This is a genomic window from Streptomyces sp. HUAS TT11 (assembly GCF_051553595.1).
Taxonomy (GTDB): domain Bacteria; phylum Actinomycetota; class Actinomycetes; order Streptomycetales; family Streptomycetaceae; genus Streptomyces.
On sequence record NZ_CP196184.1, the window covers coordinates 3,866,439 to 3,885,803 of the forward strand.

Genomic DNA, 19,365 nt, shown 5'->3' on the forward strand with positions numbered 1-19,365 from the left:
CCCTTCATGCGGACACCTCCCGGCAGGCGCGATAGAAGTCCGTCCAGCCGTCACGCTCACGGACCACGGCCTCCAGGTACTCCTGCCAGATGACGCGGTCGGCCGCGGGGTCGCGGACGACCGCTCCGAGGATGCCCGCGGCGATGTCGCCCGCCCGCAGCACTCCGTCGCCGAAGTGGGCGGCCAGCGCGAGCCCGCCCGTGACGACGGAGATCGCCTCGGCGGTGGACAGCGTGCCGCTGGGGGACTTCAGCTTCGTCCGTCCGTCCGCGGTGACGCCGCTCCGCAGTTCCCGGAAGACCGTGACGACGCGCCGGATCTCGTCGATGCCGTCGGGCAGCGCCGGCAGGTCCAGCGAGCGTCCGATCTGCTCGACCCGGCGGGAGACGATGTCGACCTCCGCCTCGGCGCTCTCGGGCAGCGGCAGCACCACGGTGTTGAAACGGCGGCGCAGCGCGCTCGACAGCTCATTCACCCCGCGGTCGCGGTCGTTGGCCGTCGCGATCAGGTTGAAGCCGCGGACGGCGAGCACCTCCTGCCCCAACTCCGGTATCGGCAGGGTCTTCTCGGACAGGATGGTGATGAGCGTGTCCTGCACGTCGGCCGGGATGCGGGTCAGCTCCTCGACCCGGGCGACCGTCCCCTCGCGCATGGCCCGCATGACGGGGCCGGGCACCAGCGCGTCCGGGCTCGGGCCGTGCGCGAGCAGTTGCGCGTAGTTCCAGCCGTAGCGGATCGCCTCCTCCGGGGTCCCGGCCGTGCCCTGCACGAGCAGCGTCGAGTCGCCGCTCACGGCAGCCGCGAGATGCTCGGACACCCAGGTCTTGGCCGTGCCGGGCACGCCGAGCAGGAGCAGGGCGCGATCGGTGGCGAGTGTGGTGACGGCCACCTCGACGATGCGGCGCGGGCCGACGTACTTCGGTGTGATCACGGTGCCGTCCGGCAGTGTGCCGCCCAGCAGATAGGTGGCCACGGCCCACGGCGACAGCCGCCAGCGGGCCGGGCGCGGCCGGTCGTCCTGCGCGGCCAGCGCGGCGAGTTCGGCCGCGAAGGCGTCCTCGGCGTGCGGCCGCAGCACCTCGGACCCCGCCCGCCCTTGGGCCCTCTCCCCCTCGGGCGTGTGCACGGGCGCGGGCACCCGCCCGTCCGGGACTGCCGGCGCTCCCCCGCTCCCGGGCCCCGGCCCGCTCGGGCCTGGTGCGACGGACATCGGATCGACGGACACACGCATGGCCATGTCCCCCTCCAGCTCGGCCGGTTCGGATCTGCCACCAACCGTGCACCAGACCACTGACAATCCGCGGTGACCTGCGCGAAGACCCTGACGATCGGCGATTGTCAGTGCCGGGACCTACCGTCGACGACATGACTCAGCAGGGGGTGCGCTGGACCGCGGACCAGGTGCTGGCACTGGCACCTGACGCCGCGTCACGCAGGGCGGGAAGCGAACTCGGTGCGGCCGGCCCGTGGTCGCAGGCAGGCAGTTCCGACGAGGGGACGGTATGGGGACTGTGCAAGGGCAGCGGCAGTACGCCGTACCGGACGGTCGTCGACACCGCGGAGCCGAACGGCCCGGCGTACTCGTGCACCTGCCCGAGCCGCAAGTTCCCGTGCAAGCACGCCCTGGGGCTGCTGCTGCTCTGGGCCGGCGGGGACGGCACGGTGTCGCGGGGGCGGGCGCCGGACTGGGCGGAGCAGTGGATCGAGGGGCGCAGGCAGCACGCACGGATAAAGGGGACGGCGGCCGGTCGCGGCGGGGGGGCGACCGGCGATCCGGAGGCGGCCCGACGCCGGGCGGAGCGGCGGGCCGAGCGGATCACGGCCGGGGCGGAGGAGCTGGAGCAGCGGCTGGCCGACCTGCTGCGCGGCGGTCTGGCCTCGGCCGAACAGGCGGGATACGGGCTGTGGGAGGAGACGGCCGCCCGGATGGTGGACGCACAGGCCCCGGGACTGGCGGCTCGGGTGCGGGAGTTGGGGTCGCTCCCCGCGTCGGGGGCGGGCTGGCCGGCCCGGCTGCTGGAGGAGTGCGCGCTGCTGCATCTGCTGGACCGGGGCTGGCTGCGCCGTGAGCGGCTGCCGGCCGGCCTCGCGGCGACGGTCCGTTCACGGGTCGGCCTGCCGGGCTCGCCGGAGGGTCCGCCGGTCCTGGACCGCTGGCTGGTCCTGGCGCAGTACGACACCTCGGACGGCCGGCTCACCACACGGAGGATCTGGCTGTACGGATCGGAGACCGGGCGCACCGTACTGCTCCTCTCCTACGCGGCCGCCGGACGCGCTCCGGAGCAGTCGCTGCCGGTGGGCCTGGCCTTCGAGGCGGAGGTCTCCGGGTATCCGGGCGACGGGCAGCCGCGGGTGGCCCTGGGCGAGCGGTACACCCCGCCCGAGCCGGTCCCGGTGCGGCCGCCGGGCCTGACCACCGTCCGGGCGGCGGCCCGGTACGGGGAGGCGCTGCGCGCGGACCCCTGGCTGGAGTCGTACCCGGTGACGCTGGACCGGGTGATACCGACGCCGGCCGGGGACGCCTGGCAGCTGGCGGACGCGGACGGCGGCACGGCGCTCCCGGTCACCCCCTCGGCGGCCGCCCGTCCGGGCCTGTGGCGCCTGGTCGCCCTCTCGGGCGGCGGCCCGGTGACGGTCTTCGGCGAGTGCGGTCACCTCGGCTTCACCCCGCTCACCGCCTGGCCCGAGACAGCGGGAGAGGCGGTCCCGCTGTGCTGACGGCACCCCACCACCCACCGACCGGAGGACCGATATGACTGCGGCTCCTGCCCCACCGGACACAGCTCCCGACGTGCCCTGGGAGGAGCTCGTGACCGCGGCCCTGCTGGGCACCGGCCGGCGTACCCCGCCATGGCTGCCGCCCGGCCGCGAGGCGCCGACGGCGCTGCTGGACCTGGCCGCCGTGGCGACGGTGCGCCGCAGAGCCGGGCTGCGCCCCGCCCCGGCGGCGGCACGGCCCGTGCCCGCGGCACCGGACCCTCGCCCACCGCTGCCACCCGCGGCGGTCCGCAGGCTGGCGCTGCTCCTGGCGGAGCGCCCCGGCGCGGTCGGTGGCCGCAGGGGGGCGGCCCCCGACCTCATGGAACTGCTCCCGCAGTGGCTGTCCCTGGCCAACGCACGGGGCTTCGCGCCACCGCCGGAAGCGCTGCCCGCACTCCTGGACGCGGCCCGGGGGCGTACCGACCTGCGGCCGGCGGCGCTGGCCTTCGCCGGACCGCGCGCCCTGTGGCTGGCCCGGCTGAACCCGGACTGGCGTTTCGCGCTGCGCTCCACGCCCGGCGGCGGTTGCGAACTGCCGCCGTCCGAGGACGGGGACCGGATCCGGGCCCTGTGGCAGGAGGGCCTGTTCGCGGAACGGGTCGCACTGCTCGCCGCGCTCCGCACGCGACAGCCGTCCGCCGCCCGCGAACTGCTGGCCTCAACCTGGGCGGCCGAGCGGGCCGAGGACCGTCTGATGCTCCTCGACTCACTGCGCACGGGGCTCGAAGCCGCGGACGAGCCGTTCCTGGAGCAGGCGCTCTCCGACCGGAGCCGCAATGTAAGGGCGACGGCGGCGGAGTTGCTGTCGGCGCTTCCGGGTTCGGCCCTGGCCGGCCGCATGGCGGCGCGGGCGGCGGCCTGTGTGGCGATCGACCGCACCCGGCCGGATCCCGTGATCGTGGTCGAGGCGCCGCATCAGTGCGACCCGGGCATGGAGCGCGACGGAGTGGTGCCGAATCCCCCGGCGGGCCGCGGCGAACGGTCGTGGTGGCTCGGCCAGTTGGTGGAGGCCGCACCGCTCGGTGCATGGCCGGTCCGGCTGGGGCGGCGGGCGCCGGAGGAGATCGTCGCGCTGCCGGTGGCGGACGACTGGCGGGACGAGTTGCACGCGGCGTGGTGCCGTGCGGCGGTACGGCAGCGCGACCCCGGCTGGTCCCGGGCTCTGCTCGGCCGTCCTTCGGCCCCGGAGGCCGGGGGTCCGGGTGCGGTGTCCCTGGCCGAGCGGGCGAACCTGCTGTCGATCCTGGACGCAGCCGACCGGGCGGACTGGGTCGCGGGGTTCATCGCCACACACGGTCTGTCCGAGGCATTCCAGCTTCTCGGGGTGTGCGCGATCCCCTGGGCCGCGCCCCTCGGGCGGGCGGTCGTGGACGCGCTCGACATCGCCCGGGACGCGGGAAGTTATCCCTGGAGCTTCAGCGGGGTGATGGGCCTCGCGGAGCGCTGCCTCGACCCCGCGGAGGCAAGCCGGCTCGACGCGCTGACGGCGATACCCGACGAGACGGAGGACACGTCGCCCGGGGCCGGCGGCTACTGGGCAGAGGCGTTCCAGCGGCTGACCACGACGCTGCGCCTGCGCGCCACGATGCGGCAGGAGCTGGGTGAGCCCTGAGGCGGGGCAGCGCCGCGCTGCGGTGAAGGGCGCCGCCCACCCACCGGTGAACGGCACCCTCGTCGCGGGTGTTACGCCCCGGCCGGCTGGCGCACGTTCGCCCGCACCCAGTCCACGATCGACGACGTGGTCGCACCGGGTGTGAAGATCTCCGCGACGCCCTTCTCCTTCAGCGGGGGGATGTCCCCCTCGGGGATGATCCCGCCGCCGAAGACCAGGATGTCCTCCGCTTCGCGCTCCTTGAGCAGGTCGATCACCGCGGCGAACAGCGTGTTGTGCGCGCCGGACAGGATCGACAGGCCGATGGCGTCGGCGTCCTCCTGGATCGCCGTGTCCACGATCTGCTCGGGCGTCTGGTGGAGGCCGGTGTAGATGACCTCCATACCCGCGTCGCGCAGCGCCCGCGCGATCACCTTGGCCCCACGATCGTGGCCGTCGAGCCCCGGCTTGGCCACCACCACGCGGATCGGACCGGCTGCCACACCCATCACTGCCTCCATGAAGCGACTACTCCACCCTGTACCGATGTACCGCACCGCCGCCACGTCACCGCACCGGCGGACATGCGGACCGCACGTTCGGCGTATTTTCCCGTCGGCGGTGAACACAATCCGCTCCGCCCGCGCGACCCCGGCGGACGAGGCCCTCGCGCACCTCACGCCACAGGTGTCCCGCTCCGTATCGACCCGGGAAGTGAACGAACGTTATCGCCAGCATCCCGCAACCGGCAGTTTCGCGGTGCAGACCGAGGGGGAAATCACACAGTGGGACACATTCGCCGCGCAGGGTCTCCCCTCTCGGCGGCACAGGGGCCGTGACATCGGCGGCCCGGGTGCCGTGGACCGAGGTGATCGTGCGCACGGAGAGCCGCTGAGGGCGGCCGCACCACCGCATCGCCGGCGGGGCGCAGTGGTGGTGAGGTTTCCCGGCGAAATTGCACAGGGCACGCATGCGGGGACCCCACACCCGTACGAGGAGGACGGGAACCGCGACACGAGGACGGGCGTCGCGTCACAGCGACGAGAAGGACGTCCGCCGCGTCAGGGTCGCACACGCCGCGTCCGCGGCACGGCCGAACCCGCGGTCCTTGCCCCGCAGGCCATCGCCTGACGGCTTTCCACGAGGGCTCACGGGGGACAGAGGCGTCCTTGCGTGTGCCGACGGGAGGTCGGCCATGATGGTCACCAGGGCAGTGCAGCCCCTGCAGCCGCTGCTTCCGCTGTGCCAGCGTCTGTTCCCGAGCCGACTGGCCGGACTCTCCATAGGCCTCCTGAAGGCGACCGCGCTGGAGCTCGCGATCCTCGCCGGGCATGTGCTCCTGTACCCGTCGGGCATCATTCAGGAGCGTCGTTCGGCGCCCCTCCCGATCCCGCCGGACGCCGCCATGCTGCCGACCGAGGCCAAACCCCCGGTCATCCTGCTCCACGGGTTCATCGACAACCGCTCGGTCTTCGTCCTGCTGCGCCGCAACCTCACCCAGCACGGACGGCAGCACATCGAATCCCTCAACTACTCGCCGCTGACCTGCGACATCCGTACCGCCGCCGAGCTCCTCGGCCGTTATGTCGAAGAACTGTGCGAGCGTACGGGGCAGGAGCGGGTGGACGTCGTCGGGCACAGCCTGGGTGGGCTGATCGCGCGGTACTACGTGCAACGCCTCGGCGGCGACCTGCGTGTCCGCACCCTTGTCACGCTGGGCACCCCCCACTCGGGAACCCGTGTCGCGCCGCTCGCGAACGCGCACCCGATCGTGCGGCAGATGCGCCCCGGCTCGGAGCTCATCCAGGAACTGCGTGAGCCCGCACCCGGCTGCCGTACGCACTTCGTGAGCTTCTGGAGCGATCTGGATCCCCTGATGGATCCGCTGGAGACGGCCTGCGTCGACCACCCCGATCTGCTGGCGCAGAACATACGGGTCAGCGGCATCGGCCATCTCGCCCTGCCGGTGCACCCCACCGTCGCCGCCGGGATACGGCAGGCACTCGACCTCGTCGAGCCCGGAGCGGCCGCCGCCCACACCGGTGGTCTGACGGTGGCCTGACCCTCCGCTCCCCCGGCGCGCGACCACGGACGGCACAACCTTTGGCCACCGCTTGCGGAGGACAGCCCGACGCGACCCTCGCCACGGCCCCGGATCGCCCGTCCGACGACGTGCAGCCACCCTCTCGACCTCGAACATTCATCGAACGCAAAACCAAAGCCTCGCCGCGGGCCGCCGAATCACGGCTGAATGCCCGTTTCCTGCCGGAGGGAAACCAGCGGAAGATTGTCGCGCCCGCATACCGCCGGGTACAGTCACCGCACTGCTCTGCCAGCCCCTGTTGTCGAGGCGAAAGAGAAGTTGGTGAACGACCGTCACCCGTCGGGGACCGCTACTTCCCCGGCCCCGGCCCCCGATGCCGTCGCGGCGCACTACGCGTCGTACGGAGGACACGGTGGCCAGTACGGCGAGTTCACCACGTACACGGACACCTTCGGCACCGGCGGCACCACGACGGCGAACTTCGCGGCCGACCCCCTCTTCGGGGACCTCCCGGGCCACGGCTCGACCGGCACGTACGACGCCACGCAGTGGTCCACGGCCGGCCATGCGACATACGGCGACCACGCCCACCCGTCGCCGAACTACGACGCCTACGCCGCCCAGCACCAGGCCGCCTTCGACACCGGCGCCCATGACACGACCGCCTGGGCGACCGGTTATCAGCAGCTCGCCGGCATCCCCGCACAAGGCACCTCCCCCGACGCCACGGGCCAGTGGGACGCGCAGGCCTGGGCCGAGGCCGGGCAGTCGGCGGACCCGGCCCAGCAGTGGGAATGGGGTACGCAGACCTTCGACACGGGCGCCTATGACGCCACCCAGTGGAACTCGGCCGAAGCCGTCGAGCACGGGGTCCACGACCAGTACGCCGACGCGGCGGACCCGGCCACGGCGACCTTCGAGCAGGCGATCCCGCACCCCTTCGACCAGGCCGAGTCCTTCGACGGGACGGTGCCCTTCGACCAGCAGGCCACCGCCGGCTTCGACGCGGCGGAAGCCTTCGACCAGCCGCCGTACGACCACATCGCCTACGAAGAAGGCGAGTCGGGAGACGACGAGGCGTCCGGCGACGCCCCGCCGCTGCTCGAGGACGAGGAGGACATCGCCCCCGCCTCCCGTGTCGCGGCCCGCTCCTCGAACCGTGCCCGGCGCCGCGCCCCGGCGAAGCGATCGGCACTGCTCACCGTCGCGGTGCCGTCGGTGTGCGTCATGGGGGTAGCCGGTATCGCCGCCGCGTCCGTCGGCGTGAACGGGGAGGACGGCAGGACGACCAGCGCCTCGGCCGCCACCCCCGTGAAGCCGTCCGCCGCGAACAACAAGCTGGACTCCCAGCTCGAAAGCCTCTCCGCGGGCGCGAACGACTTCGCGGACCGGGCGAGCCGCACGCAGGAGCGCATCGATCTCAAGGCGGAGCAGGCGGCCGAGCAGCGGAAGGCCGCGGCGGAGGCGGCGCTCAAGGAGCGGATGCGGCCGAAGTTCGTCCTGCCGGTTCTGCAGAAGGGCCTGAGCGCCTACTTCGGACAGGCCGGCATCAACTGGATGTCCGTGCACACCGGGATCGACTTCCCGGTCTCCTACGGCACGACGGTGATGGCCGCGACGGACGGCACCGTCCGCACGCAGTGGAACAGCGCCTACGGCAACATGCTGATCCTGACCGCGAAGGACGGTACGGAGACGTGGTACTGCCACCTCTCCACCTACCGGGTCTCCTCCGGAACGACGGTCAAGGCCGGTCAGCCGATCGCGTATTCCGGCAACTCGGGCAACTCCACCGGCCCGCACCTGCACTTCGAAGTGCGGCCGGGCGGCGGCGCGGCGATAGATCCGCTGCCCTGGCTGCGCAGTCACGGGCTCGACCCGACCTGATCAACTCCCCGGCTGGGCCCCGCCGTTGGGCGCGGGCCCAGCCGTACGGGCTACAGCTTCTCCACCGGCGCGTACCGCAGCAGCAGCCGCTTCGGCTTGGTGTCACCGAAGTCGATCGTCGCCTCCGCGTTCCCACCTGTGCCCTTGACGCCGACGACCGTCCCCAGGCCGAACTGGTCGTGCGTGACACGGTCGCCCACCGCCAGGGAGATCACCGGTTTCTCCGCCGCACCGCCCCGGCGGGTGGCGAATCCGGACGCACCGACCGCCGAGGAGCGCGACCGGGAGGACGACAGCGAGGCCGCGACACCCGAGAGCGGACCGGAGGACACCGGGGCCGAGGAGGTGCCGGTGCGCTTCCACTCCACATGCTGGTCCGGGATCTCCTCCAGGAACCGTGAGGGCGGGTTGTACGAGGGCTGGCCCCAGGCGCTGCGCAGGGCCGACCGCGTGAGGTACAGCCGCTCCCGCGCCCGTGTGATGCCGACGTACGCCAGGCGCCGCTCCTCCTCCAGCTCCTTGGTCTGGCCGAGCGCGCGCATGTGCGGGAAGACGCCGTCCTCCATACCGGTCAGGAACACCACCGGGAACTCGAGGCCCTTCGCGGTGTGGAGGGTCATCAGCGTGATGACGCCGTCGCCGTCCTCCTCGTCCGGGATCTGGTCGGAGTCGGCGACCAGGGCGACCTGTTCGAGGAAGTCGGCGAGCGTGCCGCCCGCGGCGGCCGCCCCCGGCGCCGATGCCTCCTCGCCGCGCTCCTGCTCGAACTCCAGGGCCACGGCGGCGAGTTCCTGGAGGTTCTCGATACGGGTCTCGTCCTGGGGGTCGGTCGAGGCCTGCAACTCGGCCAGGTAGCCGGTGCGCTCCAGCACGGCCTCCAGGACCGTGGCCGGTCCGGCGCCGGACTCCACGATGGTCCGCAGGTCCTCCATCAGCGCGTTGAACCGCTTGACCGCGTTCGTCGAGCGGGCCGCCATGCCGTATGCCTCGTCCACGCGACGCAGCGCCTGCGGGAAGCTGACCTTCTCCCGCTGCGCGAGGGCGTCGATCATCGCCTCCGCGCGCTCGCCGATGCCCCGCTTCGGGACGTTCAGGATCCGCCGCAGCGGCACGGAGTCCTCCGGGTTCGCCAGCACCCGCAGATACGCGAGGACGTCCCGGACCTCCTTGCGCTCGTAGAAGCGGACGCCGCCGACCACCTTGTAGGGCAGGCCGACGCGGATGAAGATCTCTTCGAAGACACGGGACTGGGCGTTCGTGCGGTAGAAGACGGCGACGTCGCCGGCCTTCGCCTCGCCCGAGTCCGTCAGTCGGTCTATCTCCTCGGCGACGAACTGGGCCTCGTCGTGCTCGGTGTCGGCGACGTAGCCGATGATCCGTGCGCCCGCGCCCGCATTGGTCCACAGATTCTTGGGACGGCGCGACTCGTTGCGCTCGATGACCGCGTTGGCCGCACTCAGGATCGTCTGCGTGGAACGATAGTTCTGCTCCAGCAGGATCGTGGTGGCGTCCGGGTAGTCCTCCTCGAACTGGAGGATGTTGCGGATGGTGGCGCCACGGAAGGCGTAGATCGACTGGTCGGCGTCACCGACGACGCACAGCTCGGCCGGGGGCAGGTCGTGCTCGGCGGGCGGCACGTCCACGGGATGCTCGGCGGTGCCGACGAGTTCCCGTACGAGGGCGTACTGGGCGTGGTTGGTGTCCTGGTACTCGTCGACGAGGACGTGGCGGAAGCGGCGGCGGTAGTGCTCGGCGACATCGGGGAAGGCGCGCAGCAGGTTGACCGTCGTCATGATCAGGTCGTCGAAGTCGAGCGCGTTCGCCTCGCGGAGGCGGGACTGGTACAGCGTGTAGGCCTGGGCGAGGGTCTTCTCGAAGCCGTCGGCGGCCTGCGCGGCGAAGTCCTCCTCGTCGATCAGCTCGTTCTTCAGATTGGAGATCTTGGCGCTGAAGGACTTCGGCGGGAACCGCTTGGGGTCGAGGTCCAGATCGCGGCAGACGAGCGCCATCAGCCGCTTGCTGTCGGCGGCGTCGTAGATCGAGAAGGAGGACGTGAAGCCCAGCTTCTTGCTCTCCCGTCGCAGGATGCGGACGCACGCGCTGTGGAAGGTCATCACCCACATCGCGTTCGCGCGCGGGCCGACGAGCTGCTCGACGCGCTCCTTCATCTCGCCCGCGGCCTTGTTGGTGAAGGTGATCGCGAGGATCTGGCCCGGATGCACGCCCCGCTCGGCCAGCAGATGGGCGATGCGGTGGGTGAGCACGCGGGTCTTGCCGGAGCCGGCGCCGGCCACGATGAGCAGGGGGGAGCCGGCGTGCACGACGGCCGCGCGCTGGTTCTCGTTCAGGCCCTGGAGCAGCGCCTGGGGGTCGATGACGGGGCGGGGAGCGCCGTCGCGGTAGTAGGAGTCACGGTCCGCGGGCACGTCGAAGCGCCCGCCGAACAGATCGTCCGGAACCGGCTCCGGAGCGTGGTCGTCCTCGGGCGGCGGGGGCTCCTCCTCAGGGGCCGGTGTGGCCTTGAGGTCCGCCAGGAAGCTGTCGTCAAAGAGGCTGCTCATCGCTCTCCGAGTCTAGGCCGCCCCACCGACAGTCGGCCGCCGCCCCGAGAACTCCGTCGTCGGGAGTGGGCCGGACCGCCCGCGATCCTCCGGTGTCGACCGCAGTCGCGCCGCCACCTTCCGGGACCGTTCGATCGCTGACGGAAACCGACCGCACGGCGGCGCACCGCCCTGCGGTCCGGGACCGCCTCCCGACGGAACCAGGCGGAGTCCGTCACTCCGCCCGACTTCACGGGAAAACGCCCAACCCGTCGCAGATACCGCCACATTCCCCCAGGGCGGCCCGGCACATGGTCAAGGTCACGAAAATGTATCGGGCATATCGCACATCAACCTTCACACGGGCCACACGAGTTGGCTAGCGTTCCGGGCGGGTCGCACGACCCCCACCGGCGAAGATCGCCGGGCCGTGCGGCCTCCGCCGAGTCCGGTACGCCCCCGCGGCACCCGGAGCCGGGGACCCACCCGACCTTGGGGTGAATCGGCCAACGGCCCTACGGGGCCCGGGCCGTAGGGCATGCCTTCCGGAACCACCCGCCCGAACCCGACAGCTAACTCGGTAGGCGGAGTACGGAAGGAGTCGCCTCCCATGGCGCCGCACCGCAAGGCGCGTCCCTCGGGCACGCGCATCGCAGGCATACGGACCCCCGTTCTCGCGACGGCCGCCCTCACCTCCGTGGCCCTGCTGTCCCAGACGGCCAACGCCGCCCCCTCCCCCGACCGCAAGCCGAGCGTCGAGGAGGTCGAGAAGAAGGTCGACGACCTCTACCGCCAGGCGGAGTCGGCCACCGACAAGTACAACGCGGCCAAGGAGCAGTCGACCAAGCAGCGCAAGCGCGTCGACACGCTCCTCGACGACGTGGCCCAGCGCACCCAGAAGCTCAACGAGGCACGTGAACAGCTGGGGTCGTACGCCGCCGCGCAGTACCGCACCGGGGCGGCGGCCCCCGACACGGCCACCTTCCTGCTGGCCGACACCCCTCAGGACTACTTCGACCAGACCCAGCTGATGGACCGGCTCACCGGTCGCCAGAAGGAGACGGTCGACGACTACTTCACCGACCGGTCCGCGACGATGAAGAAGCGGCAGGAGGCCACCGAAAGCCTTCGGACGCTCACCGAGTCGCAGGAAACGCTGAAGTCGAGCAAGACGGAGATCCAGAAGAAGCTCGGCACCGCGCGGGAGATGCTCTCCAGACTCACCGCGGAGGAGAAGGCGCGCCTCGCCGCGATCGAGAAGAAGAAGCAGGAGGAGGCGCAGCGCCAGGCGGAGGAACTGGCCCGGCAGCAGGAGGCGGCCCGGCAGAAGCAGGCCGCGCAGGAGTCGTCCTCCACCACCACGAGCGGCTCGTCCGGCACCTCCACCACGGACTCCTCGAACGGGACGCAGGCGGAGAAGGCCCTCGCGTACGCCCGGGCCCAGGTGGGCAAGCCGTACGTGTGGGGCGCGACCGGCCCGGATTCGTACGACTGCTCGGGACTGACCCAGGCCGCCTGGAAGGCCGCCGGGGTGTCGCTCCCGCGCACCACGTACGACCAGGTCGACGCCGGCACGACGGTGCCGCTCGCCGACGCCCAGCCGGGTGACCTGATCTTCTTCTACGACGACATCAGCCACGTAGGCATCTACATCGGCGACGGCATGATGATCCACGCGCCGAAGCCGGGCGCCTATGTCCGCGAGGAGTCGATCTACTACGGCGGCTCCTCCATCATCCACAGCGTGGTGCGCCCCGCCTGAGGCCGGGCCTCCCGCTCGTCGTGCGGTACGCGCGCGTGGGGTTGTTTTCGGCATCCCCGCGCGCGTGCCCCGTACGCAACCCGGGTGCGCATCCCTAGCATCGGGCGCATGTCAGGCACCTCCGCGCTCCGCACCTGGTGGTCGCAGCGTCCACCCGCCACCGGGGCCGCCGTGATGGCGACGGGCATCCTGTCGGTCGGGCTTCACCTGGCCGGCCACCAGGTCCTCTCCCGCATCGCCGTCGCCCTCGCGGCCGCCGCCTGGCTGGGACTGGTCGCCGACGTCGCCGTACGGGCGCCGAGGTGGCGCGGGCGCGGGGCGGACGCGGCACTCCCCCCGGTCGTCCTCACCCCGGTCGCGGCGACCGCCGCGCTGGGCACGGCGACGGCCCTGCTGGGCGGGCGGTCGCTCGCGCAGGCCCTGCTCGCCCTGTCCGTCCTGCTGTGGGCGGTCCTGGTCCTCGTGGTCGCACGCCGCTGGATGCGCCGTATGGCCGGGACCGTCTTCCTCGGCTGCGTGGCGACGGAGGGGATCGCGCTGCTCGGTGCGGTCCTGGCGCTGGCCGAGGGTGTGCCGTGGCTCGCACACACGGCGCTCGTGTTCTTCTGGCTCGGGCTGGTGTTCTACGTGGTCGGACTGCGGTGCTTCGACCCGCGCCAGGTGACGAGGGGGGCGGGGGACCACTGGATCCTGGGCGGCGGACTCGCCATCGCCGCGGTGGCCGGGGCGCGGCTCGTCCTCGCCTCCCACCGGATGTACCTCTGGAACAACGACGACCGTGCCGCCCTGCGGGGCGTGACCATCGCGCTGCTCGTCCTCGCCCTTGTGTGCTACTGCCTGCTGGCGGTGGCCGAGGTACTCCGTCCACGGCTCGGCTACGACGTACGGCGCTGGGCGACCGTCTTCCCGATAGGTATGACGGCGGTGGCGTCCCTGTCCGTCGCCACCGCCCTCGGGGTGCCGTGGCTGCGCGACCTCGGCCGGGTGCTGCTGTGGATCGCGGTGGCCGCCTGGTGCGTGGTCCTCGCCGGCGCCGTCCTGTCGGCGTCGGAAGGCGTCAGGTCCAGAGCACCGCGATGAAGATGTTCGCGACGGTCAGCGCGCCGACGAGGCCGAAGAGCGGCTTCTCGACCCTCTCCTCGTCCCGCTTCACATAGACCAGGCCGAGGATCACGATCAGCAGGGCCAGCTTCACACCGATCTTGATCGTGTCGACGGAGTGGTGGTCCGCCTCGTTGAGACCGACCAGCACGACACCGGTGACCAGCATGGTCAGCGCGCCGTGCAGCATCCCGGGCACAAAACGGGCCGTGCCCCGGCCCATCGCCTTCATCTGGGTGAGGAAGCCGCCGAGGAGCGCGGCGATACCGATGATGTGCAGGCCGACGAAGAGATGGATGAGTACGTCCATGGGTCCGGAGCCTAGCCAGGGGTGCCCGGCCTCCCGGTCACCGCCCCTGCGTCGAGAACGGTGGCCGTGCCGGCCCGGTCACCGCATGGATGCCCCATAGCACTCCGCCGCCGCCCGCGCCCCGAAACCACCGCATCGGTCATCGCACAGCGTGAAGTCGGCGCTCCCGGAACGGGATCACGGCCACATACGGTCACCGGCAGTCCGGTCGCGACAGTTCCGCACATTGCATCACGGAGCGGTCACGGTGAGGTTTAGCGTCCTGCACCAGGTGGCCGGCTCCCCACCACCGCCCGGGCCAGGGGCGGCCGTCGGACACCACCGCCGAGAAGGTCCGGCGGCGGCGCGCTCCCCCTGTGCGGGCCGCCGCCGGACGCGCGACACCGCCCGGGACGACCGGCGGTCGTACGAAAGGACGGGACGGCCAGGTGGCAGCGCACCGCAAGCCCAGACAGCGTTCGATCGGCGGCAACACGGTCCGCACCGCCGCCACGATCGCCCTCGCGGGAGCGGCCACCGCGACCGCTCTCGAAGGAACGGGGCACGCCGAACCGCAGCTCTCCCCCGCCCAGGTCAAGGCCAAGGTCGACAAGCTGTACCAGCAGGCCGAGGTCGCGACCGAGAAGTACGACGGGGCGAAGGAGGAGGCGGCCGAGGCCCGGACACGGCTCAACTCCCTGCGCGACGAGGCGGCCCGCCGCACGGACCGGCTCAACACGGCGCGCGAGGCCCTCGGTTCGGCCGCGGCGGCGCAGTACCGCGGCGGCGGCATCGACCCCTCGGTGCAGCTCCTGCTCTCCTCGGACCCGGGCCGGTACCTCGACGACGCCGCGTTCGCCGAGCGGGCCGACAACCGGCAGGCGGCGGCCGTGAGCCGTGTGCGGGGGCAGCTGCGGGAGATCGAGCGGCTGCGTGGCGCGGCCCGGGTGGAGCTGGCCTCCCTGAAGTCACGGCAGACGGAGCTGCGCCGACAGAAGCAGACGATCACCGACAGGCTGGGCGAGGCGCGCCGGCTGCTGTCCCGCCTGACGGACGGCCAGCGGGCACACCTCACCGCGGACGGTGACACCGGGCGGGCGTCGCGCTCCGCACTACGGGGTCCGGCACCGATGTCGGCCGCCGCCGCGGCCGCCCAGGCGCCCAACACACGGGCGGCGGCCGCGCTGTCGTACGCGTACGGCAAGCTGGGCAGCCCGTATGTCTGGGGTGCCACCGGCCCCAACGCCTTCGACTGCTCCGGCCTGGTGCAGGCCGCCTACCGCTCGGCGGGCGTCTCGCTGCCGCGGACCACCTACGCCCAGATCGGTGCGGGACACCGGATCTCGCGCTCCGAACTGCTCCCCGGCGACCTGGTGTTCTTCTACTCCGGCGTCAGCCATGTGGGGATCTACGTGGGCAACGGTCAGATGATCCACGCGCCCAACCCCTCGGCGCCGGTACGGCTGGCGCCGATCGACCAGATGCCGTTCGCGGGGGCCACCCGGGTGGTGTGAGCGGCCCCCGGATCACCGAAGCGCCCGTGAACGCGAACGTCCGGTGAGGGTCCGTCAGACCAGCCGGCGTGCCGTCGCCCAGCGCGTCAGCTCGTGCCGGTTGGACAGCTGGAGCTTGCGCAGGACCGCCGAGACATGGGACTCGACCGTCTTCACCGAGATGAACAGCTGCTTGGCGATCTCCTTGTACGCGTAGCCGCGGGCGATGAGACGCAGCACCTCGCGCTCGCGCTGGGTGAGGCGGTCGAGGTCCTCGTCGACGGGCGGGGCGTCCGTCGACGCGAAGGCGTCGAGGACGAAGCCGGCCAGGCGCGGCGAGAACACCGCGTCGCCTTCCTGCACACGGAAGACGGAGTCGACCAGATCGGTTCCGGTGATCGTCTTGGTGACGTAGCCGCGGGCGCCGCCCCGGATGACGCCGATCACGTCTTCCGCCGCGTCCGAGACGGACAGCGCGAGGAAGCGGACCGGCCGCTCCGCGTCGGCCATCAGCGGCGCGCACCGGCGCAGCACCTCGACGCCACCGCCGCCGGGCAGATGGACGTCGAGGAGCACCACCTCGGGACGGGTGGCGGTGATGACGCTCACCGCCTGGTCGACGTCCGCGGCCTCGCCGACGACCTCGACCCCGGTCCGCTCGGTCTGCCCGATCTCGGCCTGGACGCCCGTGCGGAACATCCGGTGGTCGTCGACGAGCACGACCCGCACGCGCCGATCCTCGGCGCCGTTCCCGCTCGCACGCTCCGGCTCCACCGGGCCGGCCGGCTCGTTCGCGTCGCTCATGACGTCCTCTCCGCCCTCTCCATCTCCAGCTCGACCTCGGTACCGCCACCCGGCACGGAGCGCAGTCGTGCCGTACCGCCGTTGCGCTCCATGCGGCCGATGATCGATTCTCTGACACCCATGCGGTCGGTGGGAATCGTGTCGAGGTCGAAACCGGGACCGCGGTCGCGCACGGACACGAAGACGGTCCTTTCCTCGACCTCGGCGTAGACCTGGACGGCGCCGCCCTCGCCACCGTACTTGGCGGCGTTCACCATCGCTTCGCGCGCGGCCTGCATCTGCGCTCCGAGCCGCTCGTCGAGGGGGCAGTCGCCGACGACGACGACCTCGATGGGCACCCCGTGCTTGTCCTCCACCTCCGCCGCGTTGCGCCGGACCGCCTCCGCGAGGGTGTCGGGCTCCTCGTCCTCGTCCTTGCCGGTGCCCTCCGGTTTGTAGAGCCAGGCGCGCAGGTCGCGCTCCTGGGCGCGGGCGAGACGGCGTACCTCGCCGGCGTTCTCCGCGCTGCGCTGGATCAGGGTCAGCGTGTGCAGGACCGAGTCGTGGACATGGGCGGCGACCTCCGCGCGCTCCTGGGCGCGGATGCGCATCAGGCGCTCCTCGGACAGGTCCTGGGTGATCCGGACGAGATAGGGGCCCGCGAGCAGCGTGACGCCGACGAGGACCGCGAGCGCCGCCTGCAGGACCGAACCGAGATGGGCCGCCGAGCCCTGGAGCACGAAGATGCCGGAGACGCCCGCGGTCACCAGCAGGACCCCGGCCGCGGCGCGCAGCAGCGTGAGCGTGCGCCGCCGGCTGCCGACCTCCATCCAGCGGGCCCGCCGCGCGTTGTCCGCCTGGCGCCAGACCAGGGCGACACCCGCGGCGACGAGGACGGCCGGGATGAGGTAGGCCTTTGCCCCGCCGCCGAGGTTCACGCTGCCGACGAAGGTCAGCGCCACGACGACCATGAGCAGCAGGGCGACGATCTGGCCCCGGTCCGGCTTGCGGGCGACCAGTCGGCGGCGGCCGTCGGGTGAGGTCTCGGTGCCGACCAGGGACGGGGAGCGCCGGTCGTCGACGCCGCCGACACCGAGCGGGACGAAGAACCAGAACGCGGCGTACAGCAGCGCGCCGAGGCCGTCCGCCGTCATCAGGCCGATGAATACCAGACGCACCCAGATCACGGGCAGCCCCAGGTGCCCGGCGAGCCCCCGCGCCACGCCACCGAGCCAGCGTCCGTCGCTGCTGCGGTAGAGCTTGCGCGGCGGCCGCGGGTCGTCGGGGAGCACTGCTGCGGCGTCCGGCATGCCATCGATGGTCACACGACCGGCCCATCGGTACATCAGGGTCGGCCCCCTAGACACCCCTGATCTTCACCTTCCCCGGCGCCCGCCGAACCCGGGGGTCGCCTCCCCCGACGGCGGTCGGGGCAGATTTCAGGGTTCGGCCAGGGTCGTACGGACTGCCGCCGGGCCGCCGCGCCGGAGACCATGGACGTATGACGGATCAGCACCACGCGGCGGCGGGACGGAGCCCGGGCACGAAGCACGGCCCCACCGACGGGCACGGCCCCGCCGCGGACGAGGAGCCGCGTGCGCACGAGGGCTCGGACCCCGCCCGGGACCTCGGGCGCTTCCGGCGTGACCGGCGGCACAAGATGCTCGGAGGGGTCTGCGCAGGCCTCGGCCGGCAGTGCGACATGGACCCGGTGATCTTCCGGATCGTGCTCGCGGTGCTCTCCGCGACGGGCGGTCTGGGTCTGATCTTCTACGGCTTCGTATGGCTTCTCGTGCCCTACGACGACGAGGAGGAGAACGAGATCCGCAAGCTGCTGACCGGCCGCGTCGACGGACAGGGCCTGGCCGCGATCCTCTTCGCCCTGGTGGGCTGCGGGGTTTTCCTGTCGATGCTCAGGAACGGCGGGGTACTGACGTTCGCCGCCATCCTGTCGCTGCTCCTGGCCGGCGCGGGGTTCTGGTCGCGGCAGCGCGGCGCCCCCGATCCCGACCCGCTCGCCGCGCAGGCGGTGGCCGACGCGCCGCCGGAGGCGACGGCGCCCCCCGTCCCGGACGCCCGTCCGTCCTGGTGGCGCGATCCCATCGTCAAGGACGGCACCCACGTGGGCGGCACCGGCTATCTGTGGGGACCCAGCGACACCCCGGCCCACGCGGCCGCGGCCGTCGGCGCCGACCGCCCGTCGTACGCGCAGCAGGCCCGGGCCGCGGCCCCGCCCAGATCACGGGGGCCGCGCTGGATCGGCGGCTGGACGTTCCTGTTCGCCCTGCTCGCGGGCGCCCTCGGCACCGGACTGACCTGGGACGACCGGACGCTCGGCACCAGTCTGCAGACGGGTCTGGCCAGTGCGCTTCTCACCCTGGGTGCGGGCATCGCGCTCAGCTCGTTCCTGGGCCGTACGGGGGCCGGTTCCCTCTTCCTCGCCGTCCTCACGGCGGGGCTGCTCGCCGCCTCCGTGGCCCTGCCGAAGGACATCACCACGCACTGGACCCGCACGACCTGGGCACCGGCCTCGGCGGCGGCCGTCCGGGAGACCTACGATCTGGGCACCGGTGTCGGCACGTTGGACCTCAGCCGTCTGGACCTCGCACCGGGCCGGACCGTGACGACCCATGCCGAGGTGGGAGCGGGGCGCCTCGAGGTGGTGGTCCCGAAGGACGTCACGGTCAAGCTGAGGATCGACGCGGGTCTCGGGGACGTCCAGTTGCCCGGTGACTCCCAGAAGGACGTGGATGTGCAGCCCGACCGCCATGAACAGCTGACGCTCTCCCCCGCACCGGGCACGAGGAGCAAGGGCACGCTGGACCTCGGACTCGAGGTCGGCGTGGGACAGGTGGAGGTGACCCGTGCTGCGTCATGAGTTCCAGCCCGGCCGGCTGATCGCCGGCGCCGTCCTGACCGCCGCGGGTGTCGTCTACCTGGGCGACGCGAACGGCGCCTGGGCAGCGCCGTGGTTCGCGATCATTCCGATGGTCTGCGGCGGCCTCTGCCTCGCGGCCGTGACGGGCCTCGCGGCCCGGGCGATCCGCAGGGGACGCTCGGGCCGCACAAAACCGCTCACCGGGCAGGGCGGCGCCACGGCGCCGTAGACCGGGAG

The 19,365-nt window shown here is 72.3% G+C and carries 15 protein-coding genes and 1 riboswitch; of the genes, 9 read left to right on the forward strand and 6 right to left on the reverse strand.

The annotated features are described in order from the left end of the window. Positions 1-4: 4 nt before the first annotated feature. Positions 5-1,231: an ATP-binding protein gene (locus tag ACSHXN_RS17205; protein ID WP_355802560.1), complete on the reverse strand. Its 1,227-nt coding sequence runs from the start codon at positions 1,229-1,231 to the stop codon at positions 5-7. A 134-nt stretch (positions 1,232-1,365) separates the two neighbouring features. Between ACSHXN_RS17205 and ACSHXN_RS17210 the strand changes: the two genes are divergently transcribed. Next, on the forward strand, positions 1,366-2,718 hold the full coding sequence (locus ACSHXN_RS17210) for an SWIM zinc finger family protein (protein ID WP_438303312.1): 1,353 nt from the start codon (positions 1,366-1,368) through the stop codon (positions 2,716-2,718). Between the two features lie 34 nt (positions 2,719-2,752). Next, the gene (locus ACSHXN_RS17215) at positions 2,753-4,372 is read left to right on the forward strand and encodes a DUF5691 domain-containing protein (protein ID WP_355137350.1); all 1,620 of its coding nucleotides are present in this window, start codon (positions 2,753-2,755) and stop codon (positions 4,370-4,372) included. Positions 4,373-4,443: 71 nt separating this feature from the next. Here the strand turns inward: ACSHXN_RS17215 and ACSHXN_RS17220 are convergent, their stop codons facing one another. Continuing rightward, a complete protein-coding gene (locus tag ACSHXN_RS17220; protein WP_356111279.1) occupies positions 4,444-4,860 on the reverse strand; it encodes a cobalamin B12-binding domain-containing protein in 417 nt (138 codons plus the stop codon). Positions 4,861-5,546: 686 nt separating this feature from the next. Here ACSHXN_RS17220 and ACSHXN_RS17225 point away from each other — a divergent pair. Together ACSHXN_RS17225 and ACSHXN_RS17230 are read left to right on the forward strand one after the other, a co-directional pair. Further along, a complete protein-coding gene (locus ACSHXN_RS17225) occupies positions 5,547-6,413 on the forward strand; it encodes an esterase/lipase family protein (RefSeq protein WP_438303313.1) in 867 nt (288 codons plus the stop codon). A gap of 303 nt (positions 6,414-6,716) precedes the next feature. Further along, positions 6,717-8,282 (forward strand): M23 family metallopeptidase, encoded by a 1,566-nt coding sequence (locus ACSHXN_RS17230; protein ID WP_355137344.1) that lies wholly within the window; start codon positions 6,717-6,719, stop codon positions 8,280-8,282. Positions 8,283-8,332: 50 nt separating this feature from the next. Here ACSHXN_RS17230 and pcrA read toward each other — a convergent pair whose 3' ends face one another. Beyond that, positions 8,333-10,843: a DNA helicase PcrA gene (pcrA, locus tag ACSHXN_RS17235; RefSeq protein ID WP_355137342.1), complete on the reverse strand. Its 2,511-nt coding sequence runs from the start codon at positions 10,841-10,843 to the stop codon at positions 8,333-8,335. 409 nt (positions 10,844-11,252) lie between these two features. Beyond that, a riboswitch (cyclic di-AMP (ydaO/yuaA leader) is annotated at positions 11,253-11,424 on the forward strand. Positions 11,425-11,432: 8 nt separating this feature from the next. Here pcrA and ACSHXN_RS17240 point away from each other — a divergent pair. Next, positions 11,433-12,584: a C40 family peptidase gene (locus ACSHXN_RS17240; protein ID WP_355802522.1), complete on the forward strand. Its 1,152-nt coding sequence runs from the start codon at positions 11,433-11,435 to the stop codon at positions 12,582-12,584. 108 nt (positions 12,585-12,692) lie between these two features. Then, positions 12,693-13,664 (forward strand): tellurite resistance/C4-dicarboxylate transporter family protein, encoded by a 972-nt coding sequence (locus tag ACSHXN_RS17245; RefSeq protein WP_438303314.1) that lies wholly within the window; start codon positions 12,693-12,695, stop codon positions 13,662-13,664. On the opposite strand, the gene ACSHXN_RS17250 is transcribed toward ACSHXN_RS17245, so the two are convergent. After that, positions 13,642-13,995, reverse strand: a complete 354-nt coding sequence (locus ACSHXN_RS17250; RefSeq protein WP_355137336.1) for a hypothetical protein — start codon at positions 13,993-13,995, stop codon at positions 13,642-13,644. The genes ACSHXN_RS17245 and ACSHXN_RS17250 overlap by 23 nt on opposite strands. A 428-nt stretch (positions 13,996-14,423) precedes the next feature. Here ACSHXN_RS17250 and ACSHXN_RS17255 point away from each other — a divergent pair, with 428 nt between their 5' ends. Beyond that, entirely contained in the window at positions 14,424-15,488 is a 1,065-nt protein-coding gene (locus ACSHXN_RS17255) for a C40 family peptidase (protein WP_383357334.1), read from the forward strand. Positions 15,489-15,542: 54 nt separating this feature from the next. On the opposite strand, the gene ACSHXN_RS17260 is transcribed toward ACSHXN_RS17255, so the two are convergent. Together ACSHXN_RS17260 and ACSHXN_RS17265 are read right to left on the reverse strand one after the other, a co-directional pair. Further along, complete coding sequence (locus ACSHXN_RS17260; protein WP_356111270.1) at positions 15,543-16,271, reverse strand: response regulator transcription factor; 729 nt, start codon at positions 16,269-16,271, stop codon at positions 15,543-15,545. Then, positions 16,268-17,596 carry a PspC domain-containing protein gene (locus tag ACSHXN_RS17265; protein WP_438306474.1) on the reverse strand — a complete coding sequence of 443 codons (1,329 nt, stop codon included), beginning with the start codon at positions 17,594-17,596 and terminating at the stop codon, positions 16,268-16,270. The genes ACSHXN_RS17260 and ACSHXN_RS17265 overlap by 4 nt, the downstream gene beginning before the upstream one ends. 155 nt (positions 17,597-17,751) lie before the next feature. Between ACSHXN_RS17265 and ACSHXN_RS17270 the strand changes: the two genes are divergently transcribed. Then, positions 17,752-19,128 carry a PspC domain-containing protein gene (locus ACSHXN_RS17270; RefSeq protein WP_355137328.1) on the forward strand — a complete coding sequence of 459 codons (1,377 nt, stop codon included), beginning with the start codon at positions 17,752-17,754 and terminating at the stop codon, positions 19,126-19,128. After that, positions 19,115-19,357: a hypothetical protein gene (locus tag ACSHXN_RS17275; RefSeq protein WP_355137326.1), complete on the forward strand. Its 243-nt coding sequence runs from the start codon at positions 19,115-19,117 to the stop codon at positions 19,355-19,357. The genes ACSHXN_RS17270 and ACSHXN_RS17275 overlap by 14 nt, the downstream gene beginning before the upstream one ends. Positions 19,358-19,365: the final 8 nt, after the last annotated feature.

Bases quoted from the DNA above. Each gene is read 5' to 3' on its own strand.
- ACSHXN_RS17265 (WP_438306474.1), bottom strand. From the start codon at position 17,596: ATGTACCGATGGGCCGGTCGTGTGACCATCGATGGCATGCCGGACGCC.
- ACSHXN_RS17205 (WP_355802560.1), bottom strand. From the start codon at position 1,231: ATGCGTGTGTCCGTCGATCCGATGTCCGTCGCACCAGGCCCGAGCGGG.
- ACSHXN_RS17225 (WP_438303313.1), top strand. From the start codon at position 5,547: ATGATGGTCACCAGGGCAGTGCAGCCCCTGCAGCCGCTGCTTCCGCTG.
- ACSHXN_RS17270 (WP_355137328.1), top strand. From the start codon at position 17,752: ATGACGGATCAGCACCACGCGGCGGCGGGACGGAGCCCGGGCACGAAG.
- ACSHXN_RS17220 (WP_356111279.1), bottom strand. From the start codon at position 4,860: ATGGGTGTGGCAGCCGGTCCGATCCGCGTGGTGGTGGCCAAGCCGGGG.
- pcrA (WP_355137342.1), bottom strand. From the start codon at position 10,843: ATGAGCAGCCTCTTTGACGACAGCTTCCTGGCGGACCTCAAGGCCACA.
- ACSHXN_RS17240 (WP_355802522.1), top strand. From the start codon at position 11,433: ATGGCGCCGCACCGCAAGGCGCGTCCCTCGGGCACGCGCATCGCAGGC.
- ACSHXN_RS17215 (WP_355137350.1), top strand. From the start codon at position 2,753: ATGACTGCGGCTCCTGCCCCACCGGACACAGCTCCCGACGTGCCCTGG.
- ACSHXN_RS17260 (WP_356111270.1), bottom strand. From the start codon at position 16,271: ATGAGCGACGCGAACGAGCCGGCCGGCCCGGTGGAGCCGGAGCGTGCG.
- ACSHXN_RS17245 (WP_438303314.1), top strand. From the start codon at position 12,693: ATGTCAGGCACCTCCGCGCTCCGCACCTGGTGGTCGCAGCGTCCACCC.
- ACSHXN_RS17250 (WP_355137336.1), bottom strand. From the start codon at position 13,995: ATGGACGTACTCATCCATCTCTTCGTCGGCCTGCACATCATCGGTATC.
- ACSHXN_RS17210 (WP_438303312.1), top strand. From the start codon at position 1,366: ATGACTCAGCAGGGGGTGCGCTGGACCGCGGACCAGGTGCTGGCACTG.